Genomic DNA, 12447 nt, shown 5'->3' on the forward strand with positions numbered 1-12447 from the left:
CTCAGAACTTCCTGGCCAGTGGATTGAGCATGGTGTGCAGAATTTCGGTAAACATATTCACCGCAATCACCAACGATGACACCACTAATAACCCGCCCTGAATTGCCGGAAAATTACGCTGATAAATACCGTCAATCAGCCAGCTGCCGATGCCTGGCCAGGAAAAAATCACTTCAGTAATCATCGCTAAGGTGATTAGCGTACTAAATTGCAAACCAACTTGCCGGGTCACGGGCAGTAAAGCATTGCGTAGACCGTGGGTGTACAGGACCTGCAGCCGGGTCAGGCCTTTGGCTCGGGCCGTTTTGATATAATTTTGCTCCAGCACGTCCAGCATCGATTCACGGGTAAAACGGATCATCACCGTGGTGGGGTAAGTCGCAAGGACCACAGCTGGCAGCAACAAATGACGAATGGCATCAACCAACGCTTCTTCGCGGTACGGCACCTGTGACAGCAATATATCCGGCAGCATAAAACCGGACATTGTTGGGATCTCGTACAGCACACTTAAACGCCCTGATGTCGGCAGCCAGCCCAATGTTAGTGAAAACACCATGATCAACAACAACGCCCACCAAAAGATCGGGATGGAATAACCGACCAGCGCTAAACCGGAAATCAACTTGTCCAGCCATTTGTCTTTGCGCACCGCCGCAATAATCCCCAGTGGAATACCAACAATCAGCGATAACAACAGCGCGTAAGACGCCAGTTCCAGGGTCGCGGGCATCACGTTGATAATTTCGTCCAGTACATTTTGTTGACTGGAAAACGACAACGCCCAGTTCCCGTCGAGAATGCGCTGATTAAAATAGATATATTGCTGCCAATAGCTTTGATCCAGACCAAGCTGTTGCCGCAGCACAATTTCTTCGGCCGGACTGATATTGCGAAGGCCGGTGAAATTACCCAGCACATCGCCCGGAAATAAATAACCCAGGCTAAACGCAAATATCGTCAGCGCCACAAACACAAAGCCAAGCAAAAACAACCGGCGCAATAAATAATGAAACATCATAAGGACTTACCTGCCGCGGTAAAATTAATGCCGCCGTATGGATTGATCCGGACACCCGAGATGTTGCGGCTACGAACCTGAAAACGTTTGGAATGGGCAATCGGCACCAACGGCATCTGCTCTGCCTGATATTGTTGCGCCTGTTGGTAAAATGCCCGTCGTTCTTCCAGCACTGGCGTATGCACCGCTTTTGCGATCAATTGATCATAGTTTTCGTCACACCAGTTGGCTCTGTTGCTACCGGAAATTGCCGCGGCGCAGCTCAACAACGGCCGCAGGAAGTTGTCGGGATCGGCATTGTCGGCAGACCAGCCAATCAGTACTGAATCATGTTCTCCTAAACGCAACTTACGCCGAAAGGTATTCCATTCATAAGAGACAATTTTCGCCCGTACGCCAATTTGGGCTAAATCCGCCTGAATAAGTTCGGCCATTTTGAGTGCATTCGGATTATACAAACGTTGTACTGGCATGGCCCAGATATCCATTTGAAACCCTTCTGGATAACCGGCTTCGGCGAGTAACTTTTTCGCCAGTAACGGATCGTAACGTTGAATATTCAGGTTTTTGTCGTAAGCCCAGGATGTCGGCGGCAACAATGAATTGGCAGGTTCGGCCTGGCCAAAATACACTGCTTGTAAAATGTTTGATTTATTAATGGCATAGGACAGCGCCTGACGCACTTTCACCTGATCAAAGGGTGGGGTTCTGGTGTTAAATGCCCAATATCCGACGTTCATACTGGTCTGGGCATCGATCACAAAATCGTCGCGTTTTGATAATAATGACAGTTCTGCCAGCCGCGGAATTGGCGCGACATCACACTCGTGTGTCAGCAGTTTGGCTATTCGTTTAGTGTTATCCGGCACTATATCAATCACCAATTGTTCCATGGCTGGCAACTGGCGCCAATATTTGGGGTGGCGGTAATAGCGGATTAATACATCTTTTTGATAGTGCCGGTACAAAAAGGGGCCGGTGCCGACCGGCAATTGGTCCAGATCAGCCAGCGTATTGTGGCTGATTAATTGTGCGCCATATTCCGCGGATAAAATGGCGGCAAAATCGGTGGCCAAAGTAGATAAAAATGAACTGTCGGGTTTACTGAGGGTGAACTCAATCTCATAAGGCCCGATCACCGTTAGTTTTGCGACCAACTGCTGCCATTCAACGCTGTCGAAATAAGGATATTCGGTTGCGGTCTGATGAAATGGATGCTGTACCGATAACAATCGGCCAAAAGTAAACTGAACATCGTCGGCATTCATCGTGCGAGTCGGCGAGAAATAGCTGGTTTGGTGAAATTCGACGTCCTGGCGCAACTGAAAGCGGTAGGTTAAACCATCGTCGCTGATTTGCCAGCTCTGTGCGAGGCCTGGGATCAGCTCTCCGCTATCGGGATTGATGTCCAGCAACCGGTCATACAAATGCTGACTAATCGCATCAATGGTGGTGCCCGAAGTGACCAATTGCGGATTAAAGCTCTCAGGTGAGCCTTCAGCGCAATAAACCAGACCATGGACCCGTGTTGTTGGCAATACTGGCTGACAGGCGCTGCTGAGAATACTCAACAGTACAACGGCAGTAAAAGGACCAGATGATTTCATTGTTGGCTGTCTAACAGTTTGTATTTTTTCATATAACCACGAAGCTGATGATAGGTCAGGTTGAGTGCTTCCGCCGTTTTTTTCTGATTGTACTGACAGGCTGCGAGTGCTTGCTTAATCAGTGTAACTTCGTAATGCTCTGACAACACTTTAAAATCCTGCAGCTGATTAAAGTCCGGCTGTTGCGGTAGATGTTGTGGCATCGTCATTTCAGCCTGCGCCACAGGTGGCGGCGCATTATCACCTGAATTCAGCGCTTTAGCTATCGGTGGTTGTACACTGGCAACACTGCTAATCCGATCCTGGGTTCTGACTCTGGTCTGCGGCCGGTATGGCGAGGCAAAAGGATCAAGCAAAATATCGTGCACCGGCACATAAGGATTATTGGTGCGGTAGACGCTGCGTTCGACCACGTTTTTTAATTCCCGCACATTGCCCGGCCATTCATAGTCAAGCAGCAACCGTTTGGCTTTTTCAGAAAAACCGCTGAACAGCTCAAAATTAAGTTCACGCGCCATGTTGATGGCGAAGTGTTCAGCCAATACCAGAATATCTTCCCGTCGTTCGCGCATTGGCGGTAGGGTAATGACGTCAAACGCCAGCCGGTCTAATAAGTCGGCCCTGAACTCGCCGCGATCGGCCATCCCCGGTAAATCTTCATTGGTGGCACAAATCAGCCGCACATCCACTTTAATAGCACGACTACCGCCAACCCGTTCGAATTCACCGTATTCAATCACCCGTAACAGCTTTTCTTGCACCAGACCTGGCGTATTGGCCAGTTCGTCTAAGAACAAGGTACCAAAATTGGCCCGTTCAAAGCGGCCTTCATGGCGTTTACTGGCGCCGGTAAAAGCACCGGCTTCATGGCCAAACAATTCACTTTCCAGCAAGTTTTCGTTTAATGACGCGCAGTTTAAGGTTAAATAGGCTTGGTCCCAACGCTGCGACAGATAGTGCAAACGGGCGGCAATTAATTCTTTACCGGTACCCCGTTCGCCAATGATCAGCACCGGTTTATTTAATGGGGCAATTTGTGAAACCTGGTCAAGGACGTTTAAAAAACTATTCGATTGGCCAATCAGATTGTCTTGCTGGAATGCTCGTGCCATGTCGCTGCTACAAATTAGTGAATTTTACTAATAAGTAGTCTATTTCAAACGGCATGATTTCAGAAGTAGTTGCTGAAAATAAATAAAATTTATATAAAACAATGAATTAAGATTGTTTCGAAAGTTGGCAAGGAAACTGAATAAGGTATCTCGAGTCAATCAGACAATTAATGAGGTAATCATCATGGGTATTTTCTCTCGCTTTTCAGACATCGTGAATTCAAACATCAACGCTTTATTAGATAAAGCGGAAGATCCGGAAAAAATGGTGCGGTTAATTATTCAGGAAATGGAAGACACACTGGTTGAAGTTCGTTCAACCTCAGCTAAAACCATCGCTGAGAAAAAAGAACTGCAACGTGTCATCAGCCGTCTGGAAGAAGAAGTGGTGGACTGGCAAGCTAAAGCCGAACTGGCACTGGCGAAAAATCGCGATGATTTAGCGCGTTCAGCGTTAATCGAAAAACAAAAATCTGCCGATCAGGCCGCATCAGTCGCCGCAGATATCGCCAATTTAGATGCACATGTCAGCAAGTTACAAGACGAAGTGGCACAATTGCAGGAAAAACTGGCCGATGCCAAGGCTCGTCAGAAATCGATGCTGATGCGTCAAAAAACAGTAGCTTCACGCTTAGAAGTGAAAAAATCGTTAGACAGCAACCGCTTAAACGATGCAATGTATAAGTTTGAGCGTTACGAGCAAAAAATTGATTCGCTGGAAGCACAGGTTGAATCCTATGATTTAGGCAAGAAAACGCTTCGTGACGAGTTTGCTGAACTGGCGGCACAGGACAAAATTGATTCTGAACTGGCTGCATTAAAAGCAAAGCTGAATAACGACAATAACGCCTGATCGCCAGGCGTTTGGGAGTAAATAATGGAAATTCAAGAAGCTTTTGCTGTGCCACTGATGATGTTTATGGTCTTCGTGGCGCCGATTTGGGTCATCATGCATTATCGCAGTAAACGCAAAATCACTGAAGGTTTGTCAGAAACTGAATTAAACCAACTGAATGATTTGTCAAACCGCGCCGAAAAAATGGCTGACCGGATCAAAACCCTGGAAGCCATTCTGGATGCAGAGTCGCCAAACTGGAGACGGGATCATGACAAAGTTTAAAAAAGAATTGTTGCGGGATGACCGCAACGGCAAGATAGCCGGCGTCTGCGCCGGCATTGCAGACTACTTCGGCTGGGAGCTGTGGTTAGTTCGCGTAGTTGCCCTGGCTTCATTGTTACTTGGTTTTGGCGGCTTTTTACCGGTACTTTATATCGTTGGCTGGATAGTACTGGAGAAAAAATCCGTTGCTGAAGCCCGCAAAGGGACGTCGTTTGTCCCTTCCATTGAAAAACCGGTGGAAGTAAAAACCAGAATTTGGCAACGCGGTGAAGCGCCAAAACAAGCGCTGGGTCATATTCAACAACAGTTTGATAGTATTGAACAAAGACTACGTAAAATTGAAACTTACGTCACGTCGAGTAAATACCAGTTACATCGTGAATTTAACCGGCTGTAGTCACCCTAAGGTGCCTCCGCCACTGGAGTGTGCATGAAGGGATGGACAAAGTTTCACGAACAATGGTCGCAGCAGAGTCAGCAATTTAGCCAGCGTCTGCTCGACCGCCATCTCAGACTCGGTATTACCGGTCTGAGTGGCGCTGGGAAAACCGCTTTTATCACCAGTCTGGTGCAACAATTAACCGGACCCGTCACTGAAGTTCAGCTACCGTTTTTTTCTCCATTACGCCAACAAAGATATCTGGGCGGCAGACTGCAAGCGCAGCAAGCGATGCAAACACCCCGATTTGCGTTTGAACAGAATTTACAGCAATTACAGCTTGGCAAATGGCCGGTCTCCACTACTAGTTGGAGCCAGTTATCTTTGACTCTGCGTTATAAACCCGTGTCGGGGCTGGCGGCCAAATTCACCGATTTTCGAGAGTTGCAGCTGGATATCGTCGACTATCCCGGCGAATGGTTGCTGGATTTGCCGATGTTGCAACAGGACTATCAGCAATGGTGTGAATTTAGCTGGCAGTTGTTTGCTAAACCGCATCGCGTCGCCATTGCGCAGGCTTTTCAGGAGTTGTTGGCTACAACCGATTTAGACGATGATTCTGAGCTGCATATTCAAAGCCTTACTGATCGTTATTCTGCTTTGTTACAACAATTCAGAGTCGAAGCAAAAGCCTGTTTGTTACAGCCAGGCAGGTTGTTATTACCAGGTGATTTAGCCGGCACCCCCCTGTTGCAACTATTCCCATTGTTACCATCACAACTTGCTACTCCGTCGAAGTTATTGCTGCGGTTACAGCGGCATTATCAAAGTTATCAACAATTGGTGGTCACGCCATTTTATCAGCAATATTTTGCCAGTCTGGACCGCCAGGTGGTGCTGGTAGATTGTTTGTCGGCGCTTAATGCTGGTTATCATGTGCTGCAGGAACTACAGCAAGCGTTGATGCTCATTCTGCAAAGTTTTCATTATGGCCCGACGGGCTGGTTGCAACGGTTATTTAGTCCGAAAATCAGTAAAGTACTGTTTGCCGCCAGTAAAGCCGATCAATTAACCCCCGAGCAGCATAAAAATCTGACCTTGTTGTTACAGCAACTGTTGCAACAACCGTTGCAGGACAGTCGTTTTCAATATTGCCAGTCCGAAGCCATAGCGCTGGCTGCTGTTGTCACCACCGAAGTCGGTCAGGTGCGGACTGCCGAGGGCATAGTGCCCTGTTTGCAAGGGATTTCAGCCAGAAACGGTGAGCTGCAGACCGTCTTTCCGGGTGAAGTGCCGATGTCGATGCCATCACCATTGTTATTTGAACATCATGCTTTTGCTTTTCCGGATTTTTTACCAAAACCGCTGGCGCCACAACAGATGCTGCCGCAGCTCCGACTGGATCAGGCGCTGGAGTTTTTGCTCGGAGATAAACTGCAATGACCGAACTAAAAAAGAGTACCGCCTTTGCTGAAGCTGATTTTGTGTCGTTGCAGCCAAAGCTTTCGCCAACTGAAGTTTCTGCGAACGAAGAAAAATTGCAGCAAGCAAAACAATTTAACCCTGCAGAATTCAATGTTGAAGTCGAAGAAGCTCCGGTGGTTTTACCCAAACAAAGCAACAGTGGCATCTGGTTATGGGGCGGCGCGCTGTTGAGTCTGACCGCCGTTGCGGGTGTCCAGTGGTGGCAGTTTATGGCTGACAGTTGGCAAAGTGGTCTGTTGCAGGGAACTGCTGTCACCGGCTTGACGGTGCTGTCAGGCTTGTTGCTGACAAGATTTGGTTATCGGGAATGGCGCTTGCGGCGGCAACTGAAAATGCGCCAACAATGGCGTGAAGAAAGCAGCAGATTGCAACAATCAATGCAATTTGGCGAAGCTTACCCCATGTGTCAGCAGATGATGCAGGCGATGGATAAAACCAATAACCGTGACTGGCTGCAATTTGAGCAGCAGCGAAAAGCTGAATTTACCGACGCTGAGCTATTACAACTCTTTGAGTTAACCGTACTCACCAATATCGACCAAGCGGCTGAATTGCAAATCCGTCAGGCAGCAATGCAGACCGGCGTGGCAGTTGCGCTCAGTCCATTTGCCCTGGCCGATATGCTGCTGGTGTTATGGCGTGGTGCGCTGATGCTACGTGAATTATCGGTATTGTACGGCGCACCGGTTGGCCGGTTACGCAGCCTCGCAATGATGAAGCAGTTTGTAAAAACGGTATTTTTTACCGGAGCTGCCGAAATCGCGGTTGATGTCGGCGCTGATTTAATAGGTGCAGAGTTGTCCGGGCGGTTATCGGCGCGGTTAGGGCAAGGGGTGTTAGCCGGTGTGATGGTGGCAAGGCTAGGGCGGTTTGCCCAGCAACAATTAAGGCCGTTACCTGCGGCAATCAGCGATAAATCGCTGGTGAAGCAAGTGCTGACAGATTTGGTTAAACGGTTGGCTCCGGGCTCAACTGCAAACTAAATGTTACATTTTCGACTGGTCAACGTTGCAGCTGAGTTTTGCACTTAGACTGACAGATGTCTGCATGCCTTGTGCTTAATATAACTAATTTGTTTTAGTAATTGAAAAATCATCTAAGGCAAACAGTTGTATGAGCAGTAGCAGTAATCAGTACCCATTCCAACCACCACAACATCCTGAAACTCAATGTATTCATGCCGGTAAAGTCAAAGATGCCCAATATGGCGCACTGGCAACACCTTTATACCAAACCTCGACTTTTGTGTTTGACAGCGCCGAACAAGGCGCTGCTCGTTTTGCTGGCGAACAGCCAGGATATATTTATACCCGGCTAGGTAATCCGACCACCCGTGAGCTGGAGCTGAAAGTAGCAGCTTTAGAAGGGATGGCTGATGCCGCAGCAACAGCCACTGGCATGGGCGCAGTTGCTGCTTCAACCATGGCGTTTTTGCAACAAGGTGACCATTTGATCGCCAGCAAAGCCATTTACGGCTGTAGTTTTGCGCTGTTTAATCATCAGTTTGCCCGCTACGGTATCGAGGTAAGCTTTGTCGATATGACCGACCATCAGGCGGTTGCGGCTGCACTGCAACCAAACACCAAAATGTTGTTTGCCGAAACACCGATTAATCCGAATTTGGTGGTGCTAGATTTAGAATTTCTGGGTAATTTCTGTAAAAAACACCAAATACTGTCAGTGATCGACAATACCTTTTTGACGCCATTACTGCAGCAACCGGCTCGTTTTGGCATTGATATCGTCATTCACAGCGCCACTAAATACCTCAATGGCCATGGTGATGTGGTCGCCGGAATTATTGTGTCGGACGCTGACAAAATTCAGACCATCAAACTCACCACACTCAAAGACATGGGCGCAACCATCAGTCCACACGATGCCTGGCTGATTATTCGTGGCCTGAAAACCTTATCGGTACGGATGGAACGTCATTGCAGCAACGCGCAAAAAGTTGCGGAATATTTGGCAGAGCATCCGGCCATTGCCAAGGTGTTTTACCCTGGTTTGCCAGATCATCCCGGGCACAAATTTATTGGTAAACAAATGGCAGCAGCAGGGGGCGTCTTAGCGTTTGAGCTCAATGGCAGCCTGGACGACGGTCGTTATTTTATTAATCAGTGTGAGCTATTAAGTCTCGCCGTGAGTTTGGGCGATGCCGAATCACTTATTCAACATCCGGCGTCGATGACGCATAGTCCGTACACGGCAGAAGAGCGGAAAATGGCCGGCATCAGCGATGGCCTGATCCGAATTTCAGTGGGTCTGGAACATGTGGTAGACATCATCAACGACCTGTCACAGGCATTGGTAAAGATGCAAGGACAGCAAAAAAGGCCAAGTGAAACATTGACTTGCAACTTGTAAGTGATTTGCCGTACAAAAATAGTTACATTTTTACCAAGACCAATTTGGCGCAGGTGATTAACAGCCGGATCTCAATCATCTAGGATCCGGCCATCAAAGCCCAGCCGTCAGAGCTGCAGGCTAACCAAATTTCAACAGGTTGTCGTTATGAGTAATTATGTCTCGAAGCAGTCCGACGAGCATGGTTTTATCGCATGGAGCGATGAAGAAAATGCCATTTGGAGTGAGTTAATCGCCCGTCAGTTGTCCTGTATTTCCGGCAAAGCCTGTGATGAATATATGGCCGGTTTAGACAAGTTAAAATTACCCTTAGACCGCATCCCACAACTGGAAGAAGTCAGCAAAGTGCTGCGCGCGACCACAGGTTGGGAATGTGCCGAAGTTCCTGCACTCATCAGCTTCGACCGTTTTTTTGAATTGCTGGCCAATAAAAAATTTCCGGTGGCGACCTTTATCCGCAGCAAAGAAGAATTTGATTATTTGCAGGAGCCGGATATTTTCCACGAAATCTTCGGCCATTGCGCCATGCTCACCAACCCGGATTTTGCCGAATTCACCCATATTTACGGTAAATTAGGTTTGGCGGCGAGCAAAGAAGATCGGATATATCTGGCGAGATTATACTGGTTCACCATTGAATTTGGCCTGATGCAAACGCCTGATGGTCTGAGAATTTACGGCGGTGGCATTTTATCTTCACCGGGTGAAACGCAATATGCGATGCATTCGGATATTCCGGAGCGCCATATGCTGGAGGTGGTTGAGGTACTGCGTACCCCGTATCGCATCGATATTATGCAACCGGTGTATTTTAAAATTGAAAAAATTCACGACTTGTTTGAAATCGCCCATCAGGATTTGATGGCGCTGGTGCAGACCGCAAAAGGCTTGGGTTTACATGCGCCGAAGTTTCCGCCGAAACAGAAAAAGGCCAGCTGAACTGGGCAGGAAAGCTCGAAATATGCCCGAATTTTCCGAAGTGTGTATTTGTTAAATCCTGATTTTATTGAACTGTGAAAACTGAGAACAACGATGACTGAATTAGCCGTAATGAAATGTGAAGCCTGCCGTGCCGACGCACCTCGTGTTTCTGACGATGAGTTGCCAGAACTGATGCGTCAGATCCCGGATTGGACGCCGGTGGTGCGGGACGGTATTTTGCAGCTGGAGCGCAGCTACAAATTCAAAAATTTTAAATTGGCCTGGGCGTTTCACCATAAAGTAGCAGAGCTGGCTGAAGCAGAAGGTCATCATCCGGCATTACTGCTGGAATGGGGCAAACTGACCGTGACCTGGTGGTCACATTCGATTAAAGGTCTGCACAAAAACGATTTTATTTGTGCGGCTAAAACCGACACCTTGCTGGCTGAGTAAGGCGGGCACTAGGATGTCTTCAAAATAGAAAGGGCTGCTGCGGCGGCCTTTTTGCTTTTTGCACGATCGCAGCGACGCCAAGTTTGCCAATTTCGTTAAGAGGTCGGACAATCTGCATTGTGCTGATGACTGATTTTGTAAGCGCTTCAATTGCAAAGCGGTAACTTGTTCACAAAAGTTTACAAAAAGCACTGGTCTCTTTGGTTAAAAGTGCCGTATTATGCCTCAAACCCATCAGGAAAAGGTGTGCGAGGCGATGCGTTTAGAGATCCATTGTCAGGACAGGGTTGGTATAGCTCAAGAAGTTCTGAATATTCTGGTGCACTACCAGATTGATTTACGTGGCATTGAAGTCGACCCGCTGCTTGGTCGGATGTATGTGGCATTTCCGGGCATTGATTTTGAAAAATTTCAGGAGCTGATGGCGAAGATCCGCCGTATTCCTGGGGTTGACGATGTCAAGACCACCTCTTTTTTACCGTCAGAGCGCGAACACAACGAGCTGTCAACGCTGCTGAAAACGCTGCCGGATGGTGTAATTGCCATCGATACCAAAGCCAATGTCACCATTATTAACGATGCCGCTTTGCAGGCTTTATCGGTAGCATCGGAAGACATTCTTGGCCAGTCGTTGGCGAATATGGTCAAAGGGTTTAATTTTCTGCGTTGGCTGGAAAGTGATGACGTGCTGGCGCAAACCCGTCGTTTTGAAATTCATGGCAAAAGATTTATTGCTGACGTGCTGCCGGTGATGGTGCCGGACGATTCTGGCCATGAAACTCTGGCGGGCGCCGTGATCAACCTAAAATCTGAAAGCCGGCTCGGCGAGCAAATGGTGGTGTTCAAAAAAGGCGATCAGGAAAGTTTTAACAGTTTGCACGCCAATAGCAATGTGATGCGAAAAGTGGTGCGCGAAGCCAAAAAAATGGCACAGCTGGATGCGCCTATTTTGATTATGGGTGAAACCGGCACCGGCAAGGAATTACTGGCACGGGCTTGTCATGGCGGCAGTGGCCGGGCTGGCAAACCATTTTTAGCGGTGAACATTGCAGCGATGCCTGACAACGTCGCTGAGTCTGAACTCTTTGGCTACGGCCCAAACGCTTTTCCAGGGACCGCCGAAGGCAAAAAAGGTATTTTCGAGCAGGCCAACAAAGGCACGGTTTTTCTGGACGAAGTGGGCGAGATGTCCCGTGAGCTGCAAACCAAATTGCTGCGGTTTTTACAGGATGGCAGTTTTCGGCGTATTGCCGATGAAAATGAAGTGCGGGTCGATGTTCGGGTGATTTGTACCACCCAAAAAGATTTACCTGGCTTGGTGCAGGAAGGCAAGTTTCGCGAAGATTTGTACTACCGGCTGAATGTGTTGACGCTGGCATTGCCACCGCTGCGTGAACGAAAGCAGGATATCGTGCCGCTCAGTGAATATTTTATCAGCCGGTTTTCAGCGAGGCTCGGTCGAAAAGCACCCAGGATGACCGAAACCTGCGCCCAGTTTGTCCAGCAATATCCGTGGCCAGGCAACGTCCGGCAGCTGGAAAATGCGTTATACCGTGCTGTGACCTTGCTGGAAGGCTATGAACTCGACAAAGAGCAATTACAGCTGCCGAGCTACACCAACGACTTCGGATATCTGGAAAAAGACTTTGATGGCACTCTAGATGAAGCCGTCAAAAGATTTGAAGCAAATCTGCTGCGCAAACTGTTTCCGGCTTATCCAAGTTCACGCCAATTGGCGAAAAAGCTTGGGCTTAGTCACACCGCCGTCGCCAACAAATTGCGAGAATATGGCATTAATCGTAAGAGTGTAAAAATTTAACTACGCTTTGTGCGGTTAGTTGTACTAAATAGCCCCTTGGATCTGCCGATCCGGGGCTTTTTCAGCAGCTTTTAAGTAAATAGTCATTTTCGTATCGTTAATTGTACAAAACGGCAGTTTCGAACTGTTAGCATCATGTTAGCTACGACCCTTCCTTTTTTAG

Annotated in this window: 12 protein-coding genes; 9 read left to right on the plus strand and 3 right to left on the minus strand. The window is 48.0% G+C overall.

The window, feature by feature from the left end; translation table 11 throughout:
• Position 1: 1 nt before the first annotated feature.
• From EOE67_RS11255 to pspF, 3 genes are read right to left on the minus strand one after another with little or no spacing between them, the layout of a single operon-like run.
• Positions 2-1021, minus strand: a complete 1020-nt coding sequence (locus EOE67_RS11255) for an ABC transporter permease (protein WP_240652789.1) — start codon at positions 1019-1021, stop codon at positions 2-4.
• Positions 1018-2628, minus strand: a complete 1611-nt coding sequence (locus tag EOE67_RS11260; protein ID WP_127699179.1) for an ABC transporter substrate-binding protein — start codon at positions 2626-2628, stop codon at positions 1018-1020. The genes EOE67_RS11255 and EOE67_RS11260 overlap by 4 nt, the downstream gene beginning before the upstream one ends.
• Positions 2625-3740 (minus strand): phage shock protein operon transcriptional activator, encoded by a 1116-nt coding sequence (gene pspF / locus EOE67_RS11265; RefSeq protein WP_127699180.1) that lies wholly within the window; start codon positions 3738-3740, stop codon positions 2625-2627. Before pspF ends, EOE67_RS11260 begins: the two co-directional genes overlap by 4 nt.
• A 184-nt stretch (positions 3741-3924) precedes the next feature.
• On the opposite strand from pspF, the gene pspA reads away from it, so the two are divergent.
• The 9 genes from pspA (at position 3925) to tyrR (ending at position 12284) form a co-directional block, all read left to right on the plus strand.
• A complete protein-coding gene (gene pspA, locus EOE67_RS11270) occupies positions 3925-4593 on the plus strand; it encodes a phage shock protein PspA (protein WP_127699181.1) in 669 nt (222 codons plus the stop codon).
• 24 nt (positions 4594-4617) lie between these two features.
• Complete coding sequence (gene pspB, locus EOE67_RS11275) at positions 4618-4860, plus strand: envelope stress response membrane protein PspB (RefSeq protein ID WP_127699182.1); 243 nt, start codon at positions 4618-4620, stop codon at positions 4858-4860.
• Positions 4847-5257 carry an envelope stress response membrane protein PspC gene (gene pspC, locus EOE67_RS11280; protein ID WP_068066224.1) on the plus strand — a complete coding sequence of 137 codons (411 nt, stop codon included), beginning with the start codon at positions 4847-4849 and terminating at the stop codon, positions 5255-5257. The genes pspB and pspC overlap by 14 nt, the downstream gene beginning before the upstream one ends.
• A gap of 33 nt (positions 5258-5290) precedes the next feature.
• Complete coding sequence (locus EOE67_RS11285; RefSeq protein ID WP_127699183.1) at positions 5291-6682, plus strand: YcjX family protein; 1392 nt, start codon at positions 5291-5293, stop codon at positions 6680-6682.
• Positions 6679-7707: a TIGR01620 family protein gene (locus EOE67_RS11290; RefSeq protein WP_127699184.1), complete on the plus strand. Its 1029-nt coding sequence runs from the start codon at positions 6679-6681 to the stop codon at positions 7705-7707. Before EOE67_RS11285 ends, EOE67_RS11290 begins: the two co-directional genes overlap by 4 nt.
• 130 nt (positions 7708-7837) lie before the next feature.
• A complete protein-coding gene (gene megL, locus EOE67_RS11295; protein WP_127699185.1) occupies positions 7838-9091 on the plus strand; it encodes a methionine gamma-lyase in 1254 nt (417 codons plus the stop codon).
• A 147-nt stretch (positions 9092-9238) separates the two neighbouring features.
• Complete coding sequence (gene phhA / locus EOE67_RS11300; protein WP_127699186.1) at positions 9239-10030, plus strand: phenylalanine 4-monooxygenase; 792 nt, start codon at positions 9239-9241, stop codon at positions 10028-10030.
• Between the two features lie 93 nt (positions 10031-10123).
• Complete coding sequence (locus EOE67_RS11305) at positions 10124-10465, plus strand: 4a-hydroxytetrahydrobiopterin dehydratase (RefSeq protein ID WP_127699187.1); 342 nt, start codon at positions 10124-10126, stop codon at positions 10463-10465.
• 256 nt (positions 10466-10721) lie between these two features.
• Positions 10722-12284 carry a transcriptional regulator TyrR gene (tyrR, locus tag EOE67_RS11310; RefSeq protein ID WP_127699188.1) on the plus strand — a complete coding sequence of 521 codons (1563 nt, stop codon included), beginning with the start codon at positions 10722-10724 and terminating at the stop codon, positions 12282-12284.
• The last annotated feature ends 163 nt before the right edge of the window (positions 12285-12447 follow it).

The organism is Rheinheimera riviphila (genome assembly GCF_004005945.1).
Lineage (GTDB): Bacteria > Pseudomonadota > Gammaproteobacteria > Enterobacterales > Alteromonadaceae > Pararheinheimera > Pararheinheimera riviphila.

What these genes read in the sequence shown, in the direction of transcription:
- EOE67_RS11290 (WP_127699184.1), top strand. Translation starts at nt 6,679, where the DNA reads ATGACCGAACTAAAAAAGAGTACCGCCTTTGCTGAAGCTGATTTTGTG.
- pspC (WP_068066224.1), top strand. Translation starts at nt 4,847, where the DNA reads ATGACAAAGTTTAAAAAAGAATTGTTGCGGGATGACCGCAACGGCAAG.
- EOE67_RS11260 (WP_127699179.1), bottom strand. Translation starts at nt 2,628, where the DNA reads ATGAAATCATCTGGTCCTTTTACTGCCGTTGTACTGTTGAGTATTCTC.
- EOE67_RS11255 (WP_240652789.1), bottom strand. Translation starts at nt 1,021, where the DNA reads ATGATGTTTCATTATTTATTGCGCCGGTTGTTTTTGCTTGGCTTTGTG.
- megL (WP_127699185.1), top strand. Translation starts at nt 7,838, where the DNA reads ATGAGCAGTAGCAGTAATCAGTACCCATTCCAACCACCACAACATCCT.
- pspB (WP_127699182.1), top strand. Translation starts at nt 4,618, where the DNA reads ATGGAAATTCAAGAAGCTTTTGCTGTGCCACTGATGATGTTTATGGTC.
- pspF (WP_127699180.1), bottom strand. Translation starts at nt 3,740, where the DNA reads ATGGCACGAGCATTCCAGCAAGACAATCTGATTGGCCAATCGAATAGT.
- EOE67_RS11305 (WP_127699187.1), top strand. Translation starts at nt 10,124, where the DNA reads ATGACTGAATTAGCCGTAATGAAATGTGAAGCCTGCCGTGCCGACGCA.
- pspA (WP_127699181.1), top strand. Translation starts at nt 3,925, where the DNA reads ATGGGTATTTTCTCTCGCTTTTCAGACATCGTGAATTCAAACATCAAC.
- EOE67_RS11285 (WP_127699183.1), top strand. Translation starts at nt 5,291, where the DNA reads ATGAAGGGATGGACAAAGTTTCACGAACAATGGTCGCAGCAGAGTCAG.
- phhA (WP_127699186.1), top strand. Translation starts at nt 9,239, where the DNA reads ATGAGTAATTATGTCTCGAAGCAGTCCGACGAGCATGGTTTTATCGCA.
- tyrR (WP_127699188.1), top strand. Translation starts at nt 10,722, where the DNA reads ATGCGTTTAGAGATCCATTGTCAGGACAGGGTTGGTATAGCTCAAGAA.